Source organism: Caenimonas aquaedulcis, from assembly GCF_015831345.1.
Lineage (GTDB): Bacteria > Pseudomonadota > Gammaproteobacteria > Burkholderiales > Burkholderiaceae_C > Ramlibacter > Ramlibacter aquaedulcis.
In genome coordinates this window covers 2,086,208-2,106,396 of record NZ_JADWYS010000001.1, presented here as the reverse complement: position 1 = coordinate 2,106,396, position 20,189 = coordinate 2,086,208, and the positions used below count along the sequence as shown (strand labels likewise).

Genomic DNA, 20,189 nt, shown 5'->3' with positions numbered 1-20,189 from the left:
CGATGACGAACAAGTAACATTCGCCATGCCCACTGATTTATTAGCTAATTTTAGGAGGCTGGATACAGCCGCTCTCGCGGCGGATCATGGGGTCGAGTTTGAAAAGGCGGCAGCGGCCGACCTGGTTATCAACTCGCTTGGTCCAATCTTGGAGGTCGCGTCGCTCGCACAGAGCAGCGCAAGCTGGTCAAAATTCGCGAAAGAGCGGTTGCCACGGCACATAGCCACTCCCCTACGAAACGCCCGCAAATCGCCATTGCAGACATTCACCTGCAACCAGGCGGAGCAAGCAGCGGGATTCATGTGCCTTGATGCAGTAAGTGCCGACGCTTTCAGGCCGGCTCTCTTGGCCTTCGATACTGAGGCGCGCCGCATGATGAAGTTCAAGCGGAACGGATCGCAAACCAAGGGTCTGGTGTGCGGGGCGGTGGGTGAGATGCTTGACAATGTTTTTGAGCACTCCGGCGCACCCCGGACTGGCATCGTGGGATTTCTAGGAACACCCGAATACCTTGACATTTCCGTGAGTGATGCAGGGATGGGTGTTATGGCAAGCCTGAGACAAAATCCAGCCTATGCGTATCTTTCTGATGCTGGAATGGCCTTGGCCTTGGCAGTTCGGGACGGGACATCGCGATTCTCGACGACAGCGGACGGCGAGGGCCGCGGGCACGGCTTTAGCACCTTGTTTCGCGGGCTGAATTCACTGGACGCGGAAATTCGCTTACGCAGCGGAGACTATTCGCTCGAAGTCAGCGGCAAGGCTCTTATGGAAAGGGCGCCTACGATTTCACAGAAGGCCCGGTTGCCGGGCCTCGTCGTGACGTTTCGGACGTACTTCTAGCGGCGCTTTCTTCCGGGACGGCACCGGAGCAATCGTCTTCGCGCTGAACCACAGGCTCACGCTGCGCAGGTTGTGTGCGAGCAGTTCATCCAAAGCCTCTCCTTCTTGCGTCGGCGCGCTTGCCCAACTCAACTGCTCACCTGCTAAGACCGCCCGCCTTCTCATTCGGGTCCTGATAGAAGCTGAGCCGTTTAGAGCAGTGATGCTTGGGAAACTCTTCTGCAGCATGGGAACCCAACGTGCGTCGCCCCTAAAGACAAGATGAAGAGGCCGCCCAATCCGTTGAACAAGTTCATCGAGCTGTTGAGCGTGGTAGACGCCCTGCTCCTCGGGAGCCGCTCCAGTTTCAAATTCGACACTTACAGCGCGGATTTCCGAATGAGCGCTCAGAAACTCCGCCATGCGACCGTAGTCGCGATCCGTAACGGCGTTGAGGTGCAGGGCTGTGCGGAGGCCGGCGTCGTGCAGTTCCGACCAAGACAATAAGATGCGCTTCAAGCTGTGCATTGCATCGTGGCGTGGAGCGTCGAGCGTGACGCTGTAGTTCGGCGTAGTCACCATCAGCGGATCTAAAGCGCGGATACCGGCAAGCAATTCTGATCGGCCACGCGTCACACCCCAAAACTTTTCGATCTTCCGGTCAAGCCCGACGCCGGACAAGATCAGAGGCGTCTTGGCCGCCAACCGAAAGCGGCTGTCGACCTCGCTGCGGGTGAGCGCTGTACCACCTTTTCCTGACCGATTGAATGCATCGCTTAGCGGAATCGCAGCTACAGGGAGTTGAACGAGGTTCGAGATTTTTGGGTAGGTGAACAGCAGATGGGCGAACGTCGGTAATTGCACGAGCGGAATGCCGCGACGGCGCTCGATGTCGTCATACCCAAAGCCGCGCACCTCGTGGATGCGCGCGACAAAGTGTCGATTGTTGGGACATACCTTCTGACACGCCTGACGATCCACACAGGTGCAGTGATCCATGCAATCGAACAACGACGCCGACACCTGGAGTCCGCCGCATTCGGGGCGATCGGGACAATCACGACATCCCATCGCCGGCGGTTCGCCGCGGTTGTGCCACAGGGTGCGGATGAGAGATTGGGCGTCAGCTTTGTCGATCACTTGGTGGCTCCTTCAGAGACCTTGACGATCATCACATTGGCCTCGGAAATTACCTCCGTAACCACGCCCCGCATCACGCCATGCTTTGAATCGACCATCTCAAACAGGGCCAGCGAAGGCTTGTCTGCGGCCGCCAGCGGCGTCAGCCCCTGGAAAACAACGAGACCTGTTTCGATGCGTCGCACGTGGACGATTTCACCTTCAGCCACTTTCAGCGCCCCACCCGATTTCGCCACAAACGTGCGCTCAATGGGGTTTGCAGGCAGCGCGAAGAGGTTGTCGGCGGACTGCGTGAACCGGTCACTCCACGCCTTGGTATGGCTCTTCGCCTGCGAATTGATGTAGTTAAACCCCATGCCTGATTTCCTTGAAGATCGGCCGGTAGAACTTGGAACGCCCATCGACGCGCTCGCAGATAAGCCCCTTTTGTGAGAGCGCCGCAAGACGGTTGCTCCACGCGGCCGACGTGGAGAGTGGCGGATTTTCTGGGTAACGCGAAAAAAGCGTGGAGGCATCAGCTTCGCCGAGTTCCGTGATTGCGTCCAGCGCACGTCGCTGTTTGTCATCGAGCGCACCAACTAGGAATGGTCGGACGATTTCTCCGTGCCCGTCAATATCGCCGAAGAGAAATGCGTCGCTGACATCACCCGCGTAGGCTGCGACCTCCTCGATGGTCGCCTTGTCGCGGCACAGATGGACGACATAGAAGTCGGCCTGATTTCGACCGTAGTCTCGTAGCGCCTTAAACGATGAGCGAAAGAAGGACGCGGTGACCAGGTCTGTCTTCCGCAGATCCACCGCCGCAAGTGCTTGGGCGGGAACGCTGGCGCACTGCTCAATCAGCTTTGGTAAGAAGGCTTTTCCGGCCCCGGTGCCGGCTAGCGTCTTCGAGCCGTAGAGGACTTGCACATCGATGACGGTGGCAGGATTCATTTAGTTATCTCACGTGAATTGCGTGAATGTTATCCGAAGGGCAATAGTGCCGCAAGCTCAGTCGCAACGACATCAAGTGAGTGAGCGCTCACAGTTCTGGGTGGGTAGCCACGTTGTGTCGAGTTAGCGCGTGCACTCGCCCTTGGCACAGGGAAGAGCACGGTTGAGCTGAACGGAGAGACGAGTAGGTTAGGATTCAAGCGCGGCACACTTTCAGTTGGGGGAGTAAACGTCCCTTTGGTTGTCTGACCTCGGTCGTGGTGGGCTCAGCATCGGGGGGGTACCCGAAATACGCACCAAAATACCCGGAGGGGCGGAGCTTGAATGCAGTTGAGATTGAACAAGCCATCACCGACCTGGCTGACCGCCCGTTTGATGCGCTTAACTTCCCCTACTCTTTCCTTGAGGCCTTCGGCAACAAGGAAACGACGATTAAAAGGCTACGCGCCGGGACTTCTAACAAATCCGACCTCGGGGGCGTTCTTCAGACTAACAACATCCACATTGCGGCCGCAGACCCTGGCACAGTGACCGAAACGCTGGCCGCACTTAAGGCCAGCCCCGCAACCGCCAAGGCTAAGGCGAAGTTCATTCTCACCACCGACGGAGAGGACTTCGAGGCCGAAGACCTGACTAGCGGCGAGACCGTCGCCTGCGCCTTTAAAGATTTCCCCGACCACTTCGGCTTCTTTCTACCTCTGGCGGGTATCAGCACCGTCCGTCAGATTAGCGAGAACGCCTTCGATATCCGGGCGACAAGCCGTCTAAATCGACTCTATGTCGAACTGTTGAAAGACAACCCGGACTGGGGCAGGGCAGAGCGCCGCCACGACATGAATCACTTCATGGCACGGCTAATCTTCTGCTTCTTTGCCGAAGACACAGACATCTTTGTTGGCAGAGGCAAATTCACTGAGACGATTGCGCGAATGAGCGCAAAGGACTCATCGAATACCCACCAGGTGGTGAGTACGCTGTTCCTAGCCATGAATACCAAGGCGGGTGCGGACAGAACAGCCGCCAATATTCCCCGCTGGGCCGATGATTTCCCGTATGTGAACGGCGGCCTTTTCTCCGGCAGCATGGACGTGCCTACGTTCAGCAAGATCGCCCGCTCTTACCTGCTGCACGTCGGCGGCCTTGATTGGACCAAGATCAATCCGGACATCTTCGGGTCGATGATTCAGGCGGTTGCCGAAGACGAAGAGCGCGGCGAGCTGGGGATGCACTACACAAGCGTCCCCAATATCCTCAAGGTGCTGAATCCGCTATTCCTCGACGATCTCCGCGCGCGCCTGGACGAGGCGAGTGACAATCCCCGCACCTTGCTCAACTTACGCAAGCGTATGTCGAAAATCAGGGTCTTCGACCCGGCCTGCGGCTCCGGCAATTTTCTTGTCATCGCGTACAAGGAAATGCGCGCGATAGAAGCAGAGATCAACCGGCGGCGCGGAGAGCCAGATCATGCTTCAGAAATCCCGCTCACCAATTTGCGAGGAATCGAGCTGCGTGACTTCCCGGCAGAGATCGCTCGCCTCGCCCTGGTCATCGCCGAGTACCAATGTGACGTGCTCTATCGCGGGCAGAAGCTGGCGTTGGCAGAGTTTCTGCCTTTGCGCAGTGAAAACTGGATCACTTGTGGAAATGCGCTTCGACTCGACTGGCTGAGCATCTGCCCGCCTAGCGGAACGGGCGTGAAAATCCAGGCCGATGACCTATTCGGAACCCCGCTTGACCAAGCTGAGATCGACTTCGAGAACGAGGGCGGCGAGACCTACATTTGCGGGAATCCCCCTTACAAGGGAAGCAATTGGAGGACGACGGAGCAGACCGAGGATTTGGGAGCGATCGCCTCTCACAAGGCACAGGACTGGAGAGCTCTCGACTATGTTGCGGCTTGGGTTATCAAGGCAGCGCAGTACGGCGATAGATGCCGGTGCGCCACAGCTTTCGTGACGACGAATTCCATTTGCCAAGGCTTACAGGCCTCCATCCTCTGGCCCATCGTATTCGGACACGGCCAAAGCATCGCCTTTGCGCATACATCGTTCAAATGGTCAAACCTAGCGAGCCACAATGCCGGCGTTATTGTCATCGTGGTAGGCATCACATCCGACGCTGCTGGCAAGAGAAGGTTGTTTGAAACCGACGAGAATGGCGAAACCCGAGTCCGTGAGGTTTCTCAGATCAATGCGTACTTGTTGAACGCAAGCAACGTATTCGTCAAAGGGCGGAAGGTACCTATTGGGTTTGACGCGGAGATCACCGACGGAAGCGGTGCTTTAGACGGGGGCAATTTGATTCTGGACAAACTCAGTTGTGAGCAGGTCAGCGCGAGTGGATCAGAAGACACAGCTCGATTCGTCAGACCCTATCTAGGATCGTCCGAGTTTATCCGTGGAACGCAGCGTTGGTGCCTGTGGATTCGCGATGAAGAGCTCAACAAGGCACTTGAGCACCCCGAAATAGCAAAAAGAGTTGAGGCCGTTCGCAGTTACCGTCGGAACGCTGGGACACGCGCACGCACCGCGGCGAACCGAGCGCATAAGTTTGCTTGGATTAACAAGAGAGAGGGGCGCCAGATCATTGTCCCCACGGTATTTTCGGAGCGCCGAGAGTTCATTACCGCGGGATATCTCTCTGATGAGTACATCATCAACAATGCGGCGAGCATTGTTCAGAATGCGAGCTTGTATGTCCTGGCAATAATGTCTTCGACACTACATATGAGCTGGGTAAGAGCTGTTGCGGGGAAGCTAAAAAGTGATCTTCGCTATACCTCCGCGACCTGCTACAACACATTCCCACTTCCGCCATTGACTGAGAAAAACAAGGCCGACTTGACTCGCTGTGCCGAGGACATATTGATCGCACGCGAGCATCACTTCCCCGCTACCATCGCTGATCTCTACGATCCCGACAGCATGCCTAGTGAACTACGGGCTGCTCATAAGCACAACGATGAGGTGCTGGAGCGCATTTACATTGGTCGCCGCTTCAAGAACGACACCGAGCGGCTGGAGAAGCTGTTCGACCTTTATACCAAGATGACCGCCGCGGATTTGCCGGCCGAAGCCAAGAAACGTAAGGCGGGAGCGAACGCATGAACGAGAAGATCAAGTCCGTCCCCACGGTTTCCGTTTCCTACGTGCGCAACGGCGCATCGACCAAGGCTAACGCTTTGGGGATGCGACCGATGCAGGAGCGCGCCTACGAAAAGCGCGGGGAGCAGTATCTTCTGATCAAGTCGCCGCCCGCTTCGGGCAAGAGCCGCGCGCTCATGTTCGTGGCACTCGACAAGCTCAAGAACCAAGGCATCAAGCAGGCCATCATCGTCGTGCCCGAAAAGTCCATTGGCGCTAGCTTCAGCGACGAGCCGCTGTCAAGTTTCGGCTTCTGGTCGGACTGGCATGTCGAGCCGAAATGGAATCTATGCAATGCACCCGGCAATGAAAACGGCGGCAAGGTGAAATCCGTCGGCGTCTTCCTTGACGGCGCCGACAAGGTACTTGTCTGCACTCACGCGACGTTCCGTTTCGCTGTCGATGCCTACGGTATCGAAGCGTTCGACGACCGGCTCATTGCCGTCGATGAGTTCCACCACGTTTCGTCCAATTCCGACAACAAGCTCGGCCAGCATCTCGGGCAGTTCATCGGCCGTGGCAAGACGCACATCGTCGCGATGACCGGCTCCTACTTCCGGGGCGATGCAGAGTCCGTGCTGTCGCCCTCAGATGAGACCAAATTCGACACTGTTACCTACACCTACTACGAGCAGCTCAACGGGTATGAGTACCTGAAGCAGCTCGATATAGGCTACTTCTTCTACAGCGGGCCCTACGTTGATGACATCCTCGACGTCCTCGACCCGGCCGAAAAGACGATCATCCATATTCCCAACGTCAATTCGCGCGAGAGCACGAAGGACAAGGTGCGCGAGGTCGAGCACATAATCGAGACGCTCGGTGAATGGCAGGGCATCGACGCCACGACCGGTTTTCAGCTTGTTAAGCTCCCCGACGGCCGCGTGCTGCGGATCGCCGATCTTGTCGACGACGACGCCACGAAGCGCGACCGCGTGTCGGCTGCGTTGAGAGATCCAGCACAGAAAAATAGTCGAGACTATGTGGACATAATTATTGCGCTTGGCATGGCCAAGGAGGGCTTCGACTGGATCTGGTGCGAGCATGCGCTCACGGTTGGCTACAGAGCTAGCCTTACTGAAATAGTCCAGATCATCGGGCGCGCCACTCGCGACGCGCCAGGGAAGACCCGTACGCGATTCACCAACTTGATTGCCGAACCTGATGCTTCGGAGGAAGCCGTGACGGAAGCCGTCAACGACACACTCAAGGCCATCGCGGCGAGCTTGCTGATGGAACAGGTGCTCGCTCCGCGCTTTGAGTTCCGACCTAAGAACCCCAACAACGGGCCTACACCTGGCTTCGACTACGGCGAGGGGGGATACGATCCGAGCAGGTCCAACGTCGGTGTCAATCACGAAACGGGACAGGTGCAGATCGAGATAAGGGGCCTTGCCGAACCTAGGAGCAAAGAAGCCGCGCGCATTTGCCAGGAGGACTTGACCGAGGTGATCGCCACGTTCATTCAGGACAAGACCGCGGTTGAGCGCGGACTTTTCGACGAAGACCTTGTGCCCGAAGAGCTCACTCAGATTCGCATGGGCAAGATCATCAGGGACAAGTATCCTGACCTTGACGTGGAAGATCAGGAGGCCGTTCGTCAGCATGCCATTGCCGCTATCAATCTGACCCAGCAGGCCAAGCAGATCGTTGCCGGCGGCAACGCCGTTGAACCAACGACCAACACGGCGCTCATCGATGGCGTGCGCCGCTTTGCGATGGACGTGCGCGAGCTAGACATCGACCTCATCGACCGAATCAATCCCTTCGGCGAAGCCTATGCGATTCTTGCAAAGACGATGAGCGAAGGAAGTCTCAGGCAGGTTGCGGCGGCCATCTCTGCCAAACGCACGAGTCTGACGCCCGATGAAGCGAAAGAGCTTGCTGTCCGCGCGGTGCAGTTCAAAAGGGAGCGCGGTCGGATTCCGGCGCTCGACTCACAGGACGTGTGGGAGCGGCGCATGGCTGAAGGCGCGTCGGCGTTCATGCGCTTCAAGGCGGAGGGGCGTTATGAATGATCCGGACCTCGACGAATTGGCTTCGGAGCTTTCAGAATTCTCCGCGCCCGAAAAAAAGGGCGGACGCTCCCCGCGGGAAGAGCGCGTCATCGCAGGCTTTGAGGAAATTCAGCGATTCTTCGCGCAGTATGGTCGCGCCCCCCAACACGGCGAGGATCGGGACATCTTCGAGCGCGTATACGCCGTTCGCCTTGATCGGCTGCGCGCGCTTCCTGACTGCCGCAGCCTGCTTGTGCCACTCGATCATCAAGGCTTGCTAGCAGGCGGGGTGATCGCCTCAGAGCCGTCGGACGCCATCGATGTGTACAAGCTAGCCGCCGAACTTGCAGGTGTAACGGGCGCAGATGACATCAACGTATTGCGTCATGTCCGCACAAGCGCGGAGAAACGCGCTGCCGAAGAGATTGCGGCCCACACCCCCTGCAGGGATTTCGAGGATTTCAAGCCGCTGTTCCAAGAAGTCGAGACGGGCTTGAAAGAGGAGCGGTGGCAGACCAAACCCTTTGGCAAGGACGCCAGCATCGAGGTTGGGGACTTTTTTATCCTGGCAGGACAGATCGCGTATGTCGCCGAGATGGGCGACACGTACAAGACTCCCAATGCGGAAACAAATGGGCGGCTCCGGGTCATCTACTCTAACGGAACAGAAAGCGACTTGCTGCTTCGATCCCTCCAAAGAGCTCTCTACAAGGACAGCGATGGCAAGGCTGGACGCCGTCTGGTTAAGGTGGATGATGGCCCGCTATTCTCCAATGAGATAGACGACGACGACCAGCAAAGTGGCACCATCTACGTGGTCCGAAGCAAGTCTGAGTTGCCTGCTGTCGCGGCGCACCGCGAGGTGCTGCACAAGATTGGTGTTACCGGTCGCAGCAACATCGCCGCGCGCTTCTCGGGCGCCAAGTACGACCCGACGTTCCTCCTCGCCGACGTCGAGATTGTCGCAACCTACGATCTTTACAACATTGACCGAGTCAGGCTCGAGAGCTTGATCCATCGCGTGTTTAGCCCGGCGCGCATGGACGTCGAGATCAAGGATCGTTTCGGCAACCCCGTCGTCCCGCGCGAGTGGTTCCTCGTTCCGTTGTTCATAGTTGATGAGGCCGTCAAACGCATTGCGGATGGTTCAATTACTCAATACGTCTACGATCCAAAAGCTGTGCAGCTGGTGAAGATGGGGGCGACGCGCGAGACCTGATTTGGCTCAATGGTCAGGCGCGACATCTTGGCTCAGTTCCGACATGTGCGCGTGCATCGCGTCGTGGCCGTTAGCGACGTGCTGGAACTGGTTGTGCTTAGCTATTGGGCTCAATCGTGACGCGAATTTCGTGTAGTCGCAGCTTGTGTCAACCGCTGTTCTTCGCGTAAGCTGAGTAGTAGACGCCGATGGACCTATTCCGGACGCGCCCCTCAGCCACCAGTTTCTGACACATCTTGAAAACCACTTCAACCATGTTTTCGCCGTCGGGTGCTTCCACCAGGGGCTTCGTCAAGATCTGTGGTGTGTGCACGATCGACGATGCTGTTCTATGTGCAGACCTGGGTGCGGATGCAATCGGGATGCTTTTAACCAAGCCAGGAGTGTCCCGTAAGTTGGGCTCGGATCGGTTAGCGCTCGACGAGGCGGCGAGTTTGGCCGCGGCTCTGCCGGTGGGGCTGAAATCGGTGTTGCTTGTCGATGCCGTTCAGCTGGATGACTTGCTCCGGCTGGCTGAGGAAATCAAACCGAACGCCATGCAGATCCGGCAGCCCCTTAGTCCAGCGATGCTTTGCCGGCTGAAAGAGCGGTTTCCCGATCAGGGCATCATCAAGACTATATCCGTTGTATCTGGGGCGCCCGTCTCCTCGCTCGAAGACGAAATCCGCGCGTACGTCGATCATGGGGCTATCGACGCCGTGCTGCTCGACAGCCCGCAAGGCGGCAGCGGCGTCGCTCATGACTGGGTAACATCTGCGAGCCTGGTGGAGCGGTTTGCCGGAACGCCCGTCATCCTCGCGGGCGGGCTGAGCGCGGACAACGTTGCTGAGGCTCGTCGCTTGGTTCGCCCCTACGGTGTGGACGTCATGTCGGGCGTCACATCTTCCGAACGACGCGATCGCAAGGATCCAGTCCGACTGCGTGCCTTTCTCGAAGCATGCCATGAGAGCCCAGAGCAATGAATGATGAACGGCAATTCACGACACCGTATCTCCGGGGATTGGATACATACCTACGTGATGAACTTCGCAACCGTCGCATAGCCTGGGGCATGGGAGTTGAGGATTTCTACAACCGAGTGGACGCGTGGTTTGGGAACTTTGCGCACGCCGATCAGCCTCTGGCCTTGAAGGTGATGCTGAAGCTGCAGCATTACAGCGAGCCGGACTTCAAGCGCGCAATCGACAATTTCCTTGTGCCAATCCAGCAATATCTCGTTCAAACCGGCAGTAGTCTCGGCGATCTGCGACTCGTGTTGCCCTCGGAACGCGGCGACAGTGCAGATCGTCACGCCTATGACATCATTAAGGCTTGGGGTTTGCGACAAGACCAGGTGGTAACGGTCGAGGATCTCGCCCGGACGGACGCGGGATGCGTCCTCGTCTTCTTCAACGACACGCATGGCACCGGCAATCAGTTTCTACGTGAAGTCTTTTCTAAGGTCCGGAGAGAGAACTTTAAGGCAGTGTTCCTCGTCGCAGTGACGATCGCGGAGAAAGCGCTGCTACGATTCAGCCGTGAATTAAAAGGCATTCGGCTCTTGCCGGAGGTAGCGACACTCAGCATCTTCGATGAATTCACGGCACGTGAAGTGAACCGCCTGCGGGAACTCGGGTCGCAGGTGTACTCCAAGCATCCGTTTGGATATGGCAACGCCGGCCTGCTGGTTTCCTACTGGTTCCAATGCCCGAACAATACGCTGCCCTTAATATGGGCGAATCACAAAACAGAAAACAACAAGGTGGACGGCATCGCGTTTCCATGGGCCCCTCTCTTTCCCTATCGGCCCAAGGCAACGCAGACCGAGCCTGCCCTCCCCAACGTGCCTTCACCTGAATCGCCCGATAACTCGATCCTGAACTGCGATTGGACGTGGTCAAACGAGCAACGACAACTAATCGTCAACCAGATAGAAGCGTGGGGGTTGACGAGCACGGCGTTCTATCAGACGGCCAGCGACTGGTTCCGCAACTTCAAGCAGGAAGAGCGCGAAGCCGCACTCGAGATATTCTTTAAGACTAGCTATTTGAACATCGCGGCGATACGTAGCGCCATTCGGGAAATCCGAAGAACACTGATGGTCGAATTGGGTCGCGTCGGCGGAGACATGGGCGACATAGTCCTCGTAACGACGGGGGACGAGAAAAATTCGGTCTACCACTACGTGTACGAATTCATGCGGGAATGGCACCTAAGCATTGATCAAGTTGAAAGTCTCGAACGTCTGAGTCCCGATCGAGTCATCGACAAGACGCTTGTCTTCTTCTACCACACCAGACCGAACGGACAGCACTTTGAAAAGCATCACGCCGAGCGACTGGCCAAACTGACCCCGCGCGCGAACGTGTTTGCCGCGTATGCAATGTCAAGTGCTGCAAAGAAGAAATTCTGCGAATTGAAGGTCGAATCGCCAAGCGTTGCGTGCTCTCAAGCTGCATCCCGCACCATGGATACGCTGGTGCCAGGAAGCCTAGAGGTAGTGTCTCGGATAGAGCGTGAGTTGCGACCCGACTCGACACCTCGCGATCCGGCCAACACATTTCTCAGCGCGTACTACTTTCAGTGCCCAGAGAACTCCAGCCCGCTACTGTGGGCTGAACAGAGCGAGACCGAGCAGCGGCGTCGCTGGAGGCCGCTTTTTCGCCGAATCATCATGCCCTCGTCGGGCACGGTTCCAAGCGATTGACCGGCCGACGTTTTGGCTCTTACGACCACGCTCTTATCTTAACAAGAGAGAAGAAGACGCGTCCTTAGTGCCGTTTGGAGAGATCCAAACTTGGTGAAGCTAGCACTTTTCTGCGGAGTCGAATGTCTTGTCTGGTACAGACACTCCCTTCAGGCACACCGTGCCCTGACGCTTTGCGGCTTCCAGGACAGATGCGCGGTCCGCGTCAGCGATGGCAAAGGCGTTTCCCGTGTATGTCACTCCAGTCGCGTCGGTTATGCAGAGGGCTTCAGGACCGCACATTTCAGCCTTCGCAACCTGAATCTTCAAAGGTTGATCCGTGGCGGTCGCGGGAGCTGGTTGAGGACTCGATTGAGCGGAAGTAGCTGGCGCCGCTTTCGCCTCTCGTTGTTGCCGCTCGACAGCCAAGCGCGCCAGCTGCGGAAACTGGTTGAACTCCACCGAGCCACCGCGGACTTCGACTGCGAGGTTCTTTGAGCCGCCCGCTTCGAACTGCGAAGTGAAGGTCATGGCCGCCTTCAACTCCTCCTGCGCGTACGGCTTCCACGCACGGGCTTCAAGTGCGAAGGCCAAGCCTTGCTCCTCGTCGGTAAGGAATTTCTTTCCTGCCATCCGATATAGTGCGATCGCGGCAGCCTGATCCGCGTCTGGATGCGTCACCGTTTGGATCATTTTGATCTCTTCGCTGACCGCCTTCAAAACTTCAGGCGTGGTCTGCAAGTTTGCCTGCCCAGAACATGACCACTTTCCGACATCGCCGTTGTACCCCGCTTCCGTAACGATGCTCAGCGCAACCTGAATCCGGCTCAAACCGTTGGGGTCGGCCTTCTTCACGATGCTCTCTTCGACGATTTGCTTCGCCAACTCAATTACCTTCGGGTCGGCACAACCCGGCGGCTTGTTGGTGCAAGCCGTGAGCGTCGAGAGTATCAGCGCGCACGGCACTGCGAGTAATACGAGGCGCGTTACGCCTGCGACACTGCCGAGTTTCGAACTTACCTTTTTCATGTTCATGGTAGATGCACCTTTGGGTGTGTATGTGGTTTGCAGGAGAGGTTGTGCTTTGGTGGGAGCACGCTTGATTGACCGAGGTGGCCGATTGACCGCCTCGCTCGGATGTCGTCCTGGTTTTGATGCCAGCATTCGCGTGTGCGAACACTGTTGGCCGAGACGTCATTGCTACAGAGCCCCTTACCACCCTCCTCGGAAGCTGGAAGATAGCTCAGTCGGTTGTTTCGCACAACCATATGGTTCACACGCGAACCAGCCGCGCTTTCACACTCTTTCCCATGCCGACTGCCTGGGACGACAAAGCCGCCTTTTCTGAACGCCTCCGCTCGGCACTCAAGCGGGCGCCTGGGGCAATTCAATCCGCCGCCCAGCTCGCACACGAATTCAACTTGCGCCACGACGGGGAGTCCGTCTCGGACCAAGCAGCCCAGAAGTGGATCACTGGAAAGGCAAGGCCTTCGCCTGAAAAGCTGGAGACGCTGGCGCAAATGCTTGGAGTTACCGCCTACTGGCTCCGTAACGGGTCTCCACCTGCTCCTGTGCGGAAGTTGGCGGGAAAAAAGTCTAGCCAAGCTACCGCTGCAGGCCGCCTCAGCGAACCCGAGGCAAAGCTAGTTTCGCGACTTAGAACGTTGTCTGAACATCAAGTCCGTCTGATTTCAGAGCTCGTCGAGCAACTGGCCGTGGAGCGGGAATTGGCTGGGCACTGACCCGGCTTTTTTGCGCCTATAGGGGCTAGTTTGGTGGGGCGTGCGGTTGCCCCTACTTGCATTGCCAGGGGGCCGCTGCCGGGAGCGTAGGGGCGCTTAAGCGGCCGGTTGCGCGCCCGTGCTGGGCCGCCCAAGCCCCAAGGCAGGCTACCTGTGCAAGGCGCGCCACAGCGCGCTACAGCAGCACATGCCAAAAAGTGGGTAAAAAGGGGGGTAAACCGGGGCGGTAGGCCAAAAGCCGCGCCAATGCTGGGTGTGTGGCGGAGAGTGTGAGATTCGAACTCACGGACGTCTTGCGACGTCGCCGGTTTTCAAGACCGGTGCATTCAACCGCTCTGCCAACTCTCCGTACCCACCGATTCTATCGGCCCACCGAGTACAGCCTCGCGTTGTTCACCGCGTACACCTTGCCGTCCGCGCCGATGGCGGTCGGGGTGTAGGCCTCGCCCAGGCCCTCCGTGAGGCGGATGCCCTGGCTCAGGGTGTTGGTCACGAGGTCCCAGCGGTAGAGCACGCCGTCCTCGCTGTTCACGAGGATCGAGCGCGTCAGCGGGTCGACCGCCATGGTGTTGATGCACCACTCCTTCACCGGGCCGCTGGTGCCGCTCTCGAAGGTAGGGCCGGAGATCGCGAGCACCACCTTCATGACTGGAATACCGGAGATCGGGTCGGGCTCGCTCACGCCGGGGTCGATCACCGCGATGCGGTTGTCGCCGTCGCCGGTGCCGGTGCCCGCGTAGTTGTTGTACTTCACGGCGAGCAGGTAGGAGGAGGGCCCCGTGTACGACGGCACCATGGCCGCAGGGATGACGGAGGCCGTGTCGTCCCAGCCGAAGGCGCCGGGCGAGAGGGTCGGCACGAGCTGCGGCGAGAACTGCAGCAGCCAGCCGCGTGCGTTGTGCGCGCCGAACACCGTCTCCAGCACGCCGAAGAACACCCGGCCGTCGGGCCCCACGGTCGGCGACGCCGTGCTGTCGTCGGAGACGCGCGCGGGCGTGCCCGATTGCGGATCGGTGAGCAGCACCTTGTGCTTGACGGCCAGGGTGAGGCTGTCGAGCGCCACCAGGTAGCCGCGCTGCGTCACGAAGGGCACCGGATCGCCGTTGAACGTCACATACACCGTGGAACCGTCCGGCGAGAGCGCGGGCGCGCTGTTGGTTGCCACCTTGACGATGCCTGCCTGGCCCACGGCGGCCGCGGCCGACACCCACGATCCCTGACCGTCCGGGCCGATGCGCGCAAGCCCGCTCGTGAGCCCCGCGGGATTCGCGCCCGCGGCGATGAAGCCGAAGTACACGTTGCCGCGCGTGTCCGTCGTGAGCGGCGTGTTGATGAAGATGGTCTGGTTGAACGCGGCCGGATTGGCGTCGTACGCGGCCTGCCCGTAGAACACGACGTTCTGCATCGCGCCCTGCGCGGCATCCGGCGCGCTGCGCACCATCAACTTGCCGCCGGCGCCGGGGGCCAGCAAGAGGCCGCCCGGGGTGAGCGCGATGTTGTAGCTGGGCGTCCAGTGATGCGCGGGCAGCACGTAGTCGCTGTCGGCCGACCACAGGAGCGAGCCGTCGCCGCCTGCATGCGCCTCGATGCGAAAGCCGTCCGTCGCGCCTGTCTTCACCGGCACGATCACGGTGTTGCGCGCGGTCACCACCGGGGATCCGTAGTGGATCAGCAAGGCGCCGGTGCTCGTGTATTGCGGCTGCAGGTCGACCGGCGTGGACCAGGTGATGCGGTCCAGGCTTTGCGTCGCCACGCCCGAGCGCGCGGTGTGCCGCTCGTCGCGTCCGAAGTTCGCCCAGGCGGGCGGCGGTGCCGATGCCACGCAGTCGTACACGCGGCATGCGAAGTCGGCGAGCGCCCCGACGCGCTGCACCGTGTTCCCGTTCATCGGGCCGTACACGTACACGTCGTCGCCGAGGATGCCCACGTAATTGCCCTGCGCGGGCCAGTAGCGGTAGTAGAAGGTGCCGTAGCCGGCGATGTCCGCGTAACCATCGGAGGATGCGCCGCTGAAATACTGCGGGTAGGCGGTGGGCGCCCAGTCGAGCGCAGCGATGTAGTCCAGCATGGGTGCGGTGGCTTGCGCGCCCGGCGCGGCCTGTTTCGCGCGCGAGGCGGAGGCCGCCAGGCGACCGTCCTGCGCACCCCCGCCACACGCCACCAGCAGCGCACTGGCCGCGACGGCGGCCACGACATGAACCAACTTCTTCATGATTGCTCCAGCATTCCCTTGCGTTCGATGAATTCCACGACGGCCGCCAGGCCGTCGCGGGTCTTGAGGTTCGTCATCACGAAAGGCTTGTCCTTGCGCATGCGCTTCGTGTCCGTTTCCATCACGCCCAGGTCCGCGCCGACATAGGGCGCGAGGTCGGTCTTGTTGATGACGAAGAGGTCGCTCTTGGTGATGCCCGGCCCGCCCTTGCGCGGGATCTTCTCGCCGGCGGCCACGTCGATCACATAGATGGTGAGGTCGGACAGCTCGGGGCTGAAGGTGGCCGCGAGGTTGTCCCCGCCGCTCTCGACGAACACGATGTCGGCTTGCGGAAAATCCACCAGCATGCGGTCGATCGCCTCGAGGTTGATGGATGCATCCTCGCGGATTGCGGTGTGCGGGCAGCCGCCCGTCTCCACGCCCATGATGCGTTCGGCGGCGAGCGCGCCGCTCACGGTGAGCAGGCGCTGGTCTTCCTTCGTGTAGATGTCGTTGGTGATCGCGACCAGGTCCCACTTGTCCCGCATCGTCTTGCAGAGCATTTCCAGCAGGGTGGTCTTGCCCGACCCGACAGGCCCGCCGATGCCCACACGAAGCGGCGGCAGTTTCTTGGTGCGGTTGGCGATGTGGTGCAGGGGGGTCATGAGCGAAAGAGCCTCGAGTATTGCGTTTCGTGCCGCGCGGAAAGGATCGCCAGCATCGGCGAGAAGGATTGGCGCGTGTCGTCGTCCAGCGAGAGTGCATGGTCCACGGCGGCCGGGATGTCCGCGGCCAGCCGCGAGAGGATGCGCTGGCCCGCGCTCTGGCCGAGCGGCACCGACTTGATCGCCGCCTGCATCATGTTCTCCGCCCAGCCGAAGGCGAAGGCCATGGCGGCGTCGCGCGCGCTCGCGGAACTCTCCGATGCGGCCAACGCGAAGGCGACAGGGTAGGTCGGCGGCGACACCGAACGCGCGGCGGTGTCGGGACGGATGGATTTCAGCCACTCGATCATCGAGCGTCCCATCTGCTCGGTCTGCTGGCGCAATTCCGCCGTCTCGCGGGTCTGCAGCACCCACGCGTCCAGCGCGGCGACGCGCGCTTCGTCGTTGGCTCGCCAAGCGACCATCGCCTGCGCGACGACCGCGATGTCGGACCGTGCGAGCGTCATCTGCAACTGCGCGGCGAGCCAGGCCGATGCGCTCGCTTCGTCGTGCACGAGGCCCGCGTCGACGGCCGACTCCATGCCTTCCGAATAGGAGAACCCGCCGACCGGCAGCGCGGGCGACGCGAGCCAGATGAGCTGCAGCAGCGCGGCGTCAGTGGCCGTGGTGTCCGTGGTCATGGTCGTGATCGTGGGCGCGGCCTTCGTAGGCGTTCTCGCGCAAGGGGCCGTGCGCGTGCCCACCCGTGGCGTACGCGCCGTTCTCCGGTTCGAACGCGGCTTCGGTTTCGTTCACGATCAAGTGCATGGCCCGCAGCATGTCCGCGAGCACATGGTCGGGCTCGATCTTCAGGTGGTCGGGCTTCAGCTCGATCGGCACGTGCCGGTTGCCCAGGTGGTAGGCCGCGCGCGTCAGGTCGAAGGCCGAGCCGTGCTGCCCGCAATGCGTGATCACCAGCACGGGTTGCGGCGCCGCGACGACCTGGATGAGCGACCCATCCTCGGCCACGAGCACGTCGCCGCCGCGCGCGACAGTCCCGCGCGGCAGGAACACGCCGAGGTGACGGCCTTGCGAATCGGTGCAGTCGAAGCGGCTTTTCTGGCGCACGTCCCAGTCGAGTTCGACGGTGGAAGCGCGTTTGAGCAGGACGGGCGCGAGGCCGTGGCCGCCCGCGAGCAGTTTGGAAACCTGGAGCATCCGCCGATGCTAAAAGAGAAAGTAGCGCTGCGCCATCGGGAGAACCTTGGCCGGCTCGCAGGTCAGCAGCACCCCGTCCGCGCGCACGGCGTAGGTTTGCGCATCGATCTCCATCTTCGGCGTGTAGCCGTTGTGGATGAGGTGGTGCTTGCGCACCTGGCGGACGTTGCGCACCGCGCTCAGGTTCTTCTTGAGGCCGAACTTGTCGCCGATGCCTGCCGCGAGGCCCGCCTGCGACACGAAGGTGAGGGAGCCCTTCGCGACCGCGCCGCCGAAGGCGCCGAACATGGGCCGGTAGTGCACCGGCTGCGGCGTCGGGATCGACGCATTCGGGTCGCCCATCGCGGCCATCGCGATGAAGCCGCCCTTGAGGATCAGCGCGGGCTTCACGCCGAAGAAGGCGGGCTTCCACACCACGAGGTCCGCCCACTTGCCGGCTTCGATGCTGCCGACTTCGCGCGAGATGCCGTGCGAGATCGCGGGGTTGATCGTGTACTTGGCGATGTAGCGCTTGACGCGGAAGTTGTCGCTCCGCGCGTTGTCTTCCGCGAGCGTGCCGCGCTGCACCTTCATCTTGTGCGCGGTCTGCCAGGTGCGCAGGATCACCTCGCCGACGCGGCCCATCGCCTGGCTGTCGGAGCTCATCATGCTGATCGCACCGAGGTCGTGGAGGATGTCTTCGGCCGCGATGGTCTCCTTGCGGATGCGGCTTTCGGCGAACGCGAGGTCCTCTGCGATCGCCGGGTCGAGGTGGTGGCACACCATCAGCATGTCCACGTGCTCGTCGAGCGTGTTGACGGTGTAGGGCATCGTCGGGTTGGTCGACGAGGGCAGGAAGTTCGATTCGCCCACCACGCGCAGGATGTCCGGTGCGTGGCCGCCGCCCGCGCCCTCCGTATGGAAGGCGCACAGCCCGCGGCCCTTGGTCGCGGCGATGGTGTTCTCGACGAAGCCCGATTCGTTGAGCGTGTCGCTGTGGATCGCGACCTGCGTGTCCGTCGCCTCGGCCACGTCCAGGCAGTTGCTGATCGCGGCCGGCGTGGTGCCCCAGTCCTCGTGCAGCTTCAGGCCGATGGCGCCCGCGTTGATCTGCTCGTGCAGGGCCTGCGGCAGGCTCGCGTTGCCCTTGCCGAGAAAGCCGAGGTTCATGGCGAACCCGTCGGCGGCCTGCAGCATGCGCTCCAGGTTCCACGGCCCCGGCGTGCAGGTCGTCGCGAAGGTGCCGGTCGCCGGGCCGGTTCCACCGCCGAGCATCGTCGTCACGCCCGAGGCGAGGGCTTCCTCGATCTGCTGCGGGCAGATGAAGTGGATGTGGCTGTCGATGCCGCCCGCGGTGACGATGTTGCCTTCCGCGGAAATGATCTCCGTGCCCGGGCCGATGATGATGTCCACGCCCGGCTGCGTGTCCGGGTTGCCGGCCTTGCCGATCGCGTAGATGCGTCCGCCCTTCACGCCGATGTCACCCTTGACGATGCCCCAGTGGTCGACGATCAGCGCGTTCGTGATCACGAGGTCCATCGCATATTCGCCGCGTGTGCGCTGCGATTGCGCCATGCCGTCGCGGATCGTCTTGCCGCCGCCGAACTTGACTTCCTCGCCGTAGCCGCCCGCGCGCAAGGTGTAGTCGTCCTCGACTTCGATCACGAGCTCCGTGTCCGCGAGGCGGACGCGGTCGCCCGTCGTCGGACCGAACATTTCCGCGTAGGCGCGGCGACCGATCGTGGCCATTACAGGTACCCCTGCACGAGGCCGCGAAAGCCGTAGACCCTGCGGTCGCCGGCGAAATCCACCAGTTCCACCGTGCGCTGCTGGCCGGGCTCGAAGCGCACGGCCGTCCCCGATGCGATGTTCAGGCGCATGCCGTGCGCGGCTTCGCGATCGAAATCGAGCGCGCCGTTCGTCTCGGCGAAGTGGTAGTGCGAGCCGACCTGGATCGGCCGGTCCGCGGTGTTGCGCACCACGACCGTCGCGGTGCGCCTGCCGGGATTGATGACGTGGTCGCCCGCGTCGGTGAAGAGTTCGCCGGGGATCATGGTTCAGACGATGGGTTGGTGCACGGTGACGAGCTTGGTGCCGTCGGGGAAGGTGGCTTCGACTTGGATGTCCGGGATCATCTCCGGGACGCCGTCCATCACGTCGGCGCGGGTGAGGAGGGTGCGGCCTTCGCTCATGAGCTGCGCGACGGTCTTGCCGTCGCGCGCGCCTTCCATCACCGCCGCGGAGATCAGCGCCACCGCCTCCGGGTAATTGAGCTTCAAGCCGCGGGCCAGCCGCCGCTCGGCCAGCAGGCCGGCGGTGAAGATCAACAGCTTGTCTTTTTCGCGGGGGGTCAGCTCCATGGCGAACCATCTTAGTGCAAGCCTTGGCGCCCGGCATACGCCGAAAGGCGCATTGCGGGCACGGAAACTGCAATTCCTACCCGTGAGCAGCCACCCCACCATCCCGATCCTTCCCGTCACGGCCGATCCGCCCCA

The 20,189-nt window shown here is 60.7% G+C and carries 17 protein-coding genes, 1 tRNA gene and 1 pseudogene; 7 read left to right on the top strand and 12 right to left on the bottom strand.

Features of this window, described 5'->3' with window-relative positions; genetic code table 11:
- The first annotated feature begins 25 nt into the window (after positions 1–25).
- Positions 26–844, top strand: coding sequence for a hypothetical protein (locus I5803_RS10135; RefSeq protein WP_196986247.1), 819 nt, complete (start codon positions 26–28; stop codon positions 842–844).
- Here I5803_RS10135 and I5803_RS10130 read toward each other — a convergent pair.
- From I5803_RS10130 to I5803_RS10120, 3 genes are read right to left on the bottom strand one after another with little or no spacing between them, the layout of a single operon-like run.
- Positions 791–1,963, bottom strand: a complete 1,173-nt coding sequence (locus tag I5803_RS10130) for a DUF4417 domain-containing protein (protein WP_196986246.1) — start codon at positions 1,961–1,963, stop codon at positions 791–793. The genes I5803_RS10135 and I5803_RS10130 overlap by 54 nt on opposite strands.
- Positions 1,960–2,319 (bottom strand): hypothetical protein, encoded by a 360-nt coding sequence (locus I5803_RS10125; RefSeq protein WP_196986245.1) that lies wholly within the window; start codon positions 2,317–2,319, stop codon positions 1,960–1,962. Before I5803_RS10125 ends, I5803_RS10130 begins: the two co-directional genes overlap by 4 nt.
- Positions 2,309–2,896, bottom strand: coding sequence for a hypothetical protein (locus I5803_RS10120; RefSeq protein ID WP_196986244.1), 588 nt, complete (start codon positions 2,894–2,896; stop codon positions 2,309–2,311). Before I5803_RS10120 ends, I5803_RS10125 begins: the two co-directional genes overlap by 11 nt.
- A gap of 320 nt (positions 2,897–3,216) precedes the next feature.
- Between I5803_RS10120 and I5803_RS10115 the strand changes: the two genes are divergently transcribed.
- The 5 genes from I5803_RS10115 (at position 3,217) to I5803_RS10095 (ending at position 11,941) form a co-directional block, all read left to right on the top strand.
- On the top strand, positions 3,217–6,003 hold the full coding sequence (locus I5803_RS10115) for a class I SAM-dependent DNA methyltransferase (RefSeq protein ID WP_196986243.1): 2,787 nt from the start codon (positions 3,217–3,219) through the stop codon (positions 6,001–6,003).
- Entirely contained in the window at positions 6,000–8,057 is a 2,058-nt protein-coding gene (locus I5803_RS10110) for a DEAD/DEAH box helicase (RefSeq protein WP_196986242.1), read from the top strand. The genes I5803_RS10115 and I5803_RS10110 overlap by 4 nt, the downstream gene beginning before the upstream one ends.
- Positions 8,050–9,255: a GIY-YIG nuclease family protein gene (locus I5803_RS10105; protein WP_196986241.1), complete on the top strand. Its 1,206-nt coding sequence runs from the start codon at positions 8,050–8,052 to the stop codon at positions 9,253–9,255. The genes I5803_RS10110 and I5803_RS10105 overlap by 8 nt, the downstream gene beginning before the upstream one ends.
- Positions 9,256–9,491: 236 nt before the next feature.
- On the top strand, positions 9,492–10,217 hold the full coding sequence (locus I5803_RS10100; protein ID WP_196986240.1) for a phosphoribosylanthranilate isomerase: 726 nt from the start codon (positions 9,492–9,494) through the stop codon (positions 10,215–10,217).
- Positions 10,214–11,941, top strand: a complete 1,728-nt coding sequence (locus tag I5803_RS10095) for a phosphoribosyltransferase-like protein (RefSeq protein WP_196986239.1) — start codon at positions 10,214–10,216, stop codon at positions 11,939–11,941. The genes I5803_RS10100 and I5803_RS10095 overlap by 4 nt, the downstream gene beginning before the upstream one ends.
- A gap of 99 nt (positions 11,942–12,040) precedes the next feature.
- Here the strand turns inward: I5803_RS10095 and I5803_RS10090 are convergent, their stop codons facing one another.
- Positions 12,041–12,955, bottom strand: coding sequence for a hypothetical protein (locus I5803_RS10090; protein WP_196986238.1), 915 nt, complete (start codon positions 12,953–12,955; stop codon positions 12,041–12,043).
- 119 nt (positions 12,956–13,074) lie between these two features.
- Here I5803_RS10090 and I5803_RS22405 point away from each other — a divergent pair, with 119 nt between their 5' ends.
- Positions 13,075–13,662, top strand: a complete 588-nt coding sequence (locus I5803_RS22405) for a helix-turn-helix domain-containing protein (RefSeq protein ID WP_354001645.1) — start codon at positions 13,075–13,077, stop codon at positions 13,660–13,662.
- Between the two features lie 258 nt (positions 13,663–13,920).
- Here I5803_RS22405 and I5803_RS10080 read toward each other — a convergent pair.
- The 8 genes and pseudogenes from I5803_RS10080 to I5803_RS10045 form a co-directional block, all read right to left on the bottom strand.
- Positions 13,921–14,010: transfer RNA gene (locus I5803_RS10080), tRNA-Ser, on the bottom strand.
- A gap of 13 nt (positions 14,011–14,023) precedes the next feature.
- Positions 14,024–15,874, bottom strand: a complete 1,851-nt coding sequence (locus I5803_RS10075; protein WP_196986236.1) for a hypothetical protein — start codon at positions 15,872–15,874, stop codon at positions 14,024–14,026.
- Positions 15,871–16,518, bottom strand: a complete 648-nt coding sequence (ureG, locus tag I5803_RS10070; protein WP_196986235.1) for an urease accessory protein UreG — start codon at positions 16,516–16,518, stop codon at positions 15,871–15,873. The genes I5803_RS10075 and ureG overlap by 4 nt, the downstream gene beginning before the upstream one ends.
- Complete coding sequence (locus I5803_RS10065; RefSeq protein ID WP_196986234.1) at positions 16,515–17,198, bottom strand: urease accessory protein UreF; 684 nt, start codon at positions 17,196–17,198, stop codon at positions 16,515–16,517. The genes ureG and I5803_RS10065 overlap by 4 nt, the downstream gene beginning before the upstream one ends.
- Positions 17,176–17,715 (bottom strand): annotated as a pseudogene (gene ureE, locus I5803_RS10060) (urease accessory protein UreE); the annotation flags it as partial. The pseudogene ureE and the gene I5803_RS10065, both read right to left, overlap by 23 nt.
- Positions 17,716–17,724: 9 nt before the next feature.
- Positions 17,725–19,443, bottom strand: a complete 1,719-nt coding sequence (gene ureC, locus I5803_RS10055) for an urease subunit alpha (RefSeq protein WP_196986232.1) — start codon at positions 19,441–19,443, stop codon at positions 17,725–17,727.
- Positions 19,443–19,748 (bottom strand): urease subunit beta, encoded by a 306-nt coding sequence (locus tag I5803_RS10050; RefSeq protein WP_196986231.1) that lies wholly within the window; start codon positions 19,746–19,748, stop codon positions 19,443–19,445. Before I5803_RS10050 ends, ureC begins: the two co-directional genes overlap by 1 nt.
- Before the next feature lie 3 nt (positions 19,749–19,751).
- A complete protein-coding gene (locus I5803_RS10045) occupies positions 19,752–20,054 on the bottom strand; it encodes an urease subunit gamma (protein ID WP_196986230.1) in 303 nt (100 codons plus the stop codon).
- Between the last annotated feature and the right edge of the window lie 135 nt (positions 20,055–20,189).

Excerpts from the sequence above, each read along its gene's own strand:
- I5803_RS10090 (WP_196986238.1), bottom strand. The coding sequence starts at position 12,955 with ATGAACATGAAAAAGGTAAGTTCGAAACTCGGCAGTGTCGCAGGCGTA.
- I5803_RS10135 (WP_196986247.1), top strand. The coding sequence starts at position 26 with ATGCCCACTGATTTATTAGCTAATTTTAGGAGGCTGGATACAGCCGCT.
- I5803_RS10125 (WP_196986245.1), bottom strand. The coding sequence starts at position 2,319 with ATGGGGTTTAACTACATCAATTCGCAGGCGAAGAGCCATACCAAGGCG.
- I5803_RS22405 (WP_354001645.1), top strand. The coding sequence starts at position 13,075 with ATGCCAGCATTCGCGTGTGCGAACACTGTTGGCCGAGACGTCATTGCT.
- I5803_RS10045 (WP_196986230.1), bottom strand. The coding sequence starts at position 20,054 with ATGGAGCTGACCCCCCGCGAAAAAGACAAGCTGTTGATCTTCACCGCC.
- I5803_RS10110 (WP_196986242.1), top strand. The coding sequence starts at position 6,000 with ATGAACGAGAAGATCAAGTCCGTCCCCACGGTTTCCGTTTCCTACGTG.
- I5803_RS10105 (WP_196986241.1), top strand. The coding sequence starts at position 8,050 with ATGAATGATCCGGACCTCGACGAATTGGCTTCGGAGCTTTCAGAATTC.
- I5803_RS10065 (WP_196986234.1), bottom strand. The coding sequence starts at position 17,198 with ATGACCACGGACACCACGGCCACTGACGCCGCGCTGCTGCAGCTCATC.
- I5803_RS10075 (WP_196986236.1), bottom strand. The coding sequence starts at position 15,874 with ATGAAGAAGTTGGTTCATGTCGTGGCCGCCGTCGCGGCCAGTGCGCTG.
- ureG (WP_196986235.1), bottom strand. The coding sequence starts at position 16,518 with ATGACCCCCCTGCACCACATCGCCAACCGCACCAAGAAACTGCCGCCG.
- ureC (WP_196986232.1), bottom strand. The coding sequence starts at position 19,443 with ATGGCCACGATCGGTCGCCGCGCCTACGCGGAAATGTTCGGTCCGACG.
- I5803_RS10050 (WP_196986231.1), bottom strand. The coding sequence starts at position 19,748 with ATGATCCCCGGCGAACTCTTCACCGACGCGGGCGACCACGTCATCAAT.
- I5803_RS10095 (WP_196986239.1), top strand. The coding sequence starts at position 10,214 with ATGAATGATGAACGGCAATTCACGACACCGTATCTCCGGGGATTGGAT.
- I5803_RS10120 (WP_196986244.1), bottom strand. The coding sequence starts at position 2,896 with ATGAATCCTGCCACCGTCATCGATGTGCAAGTCCTCTACGGCTCGAAG.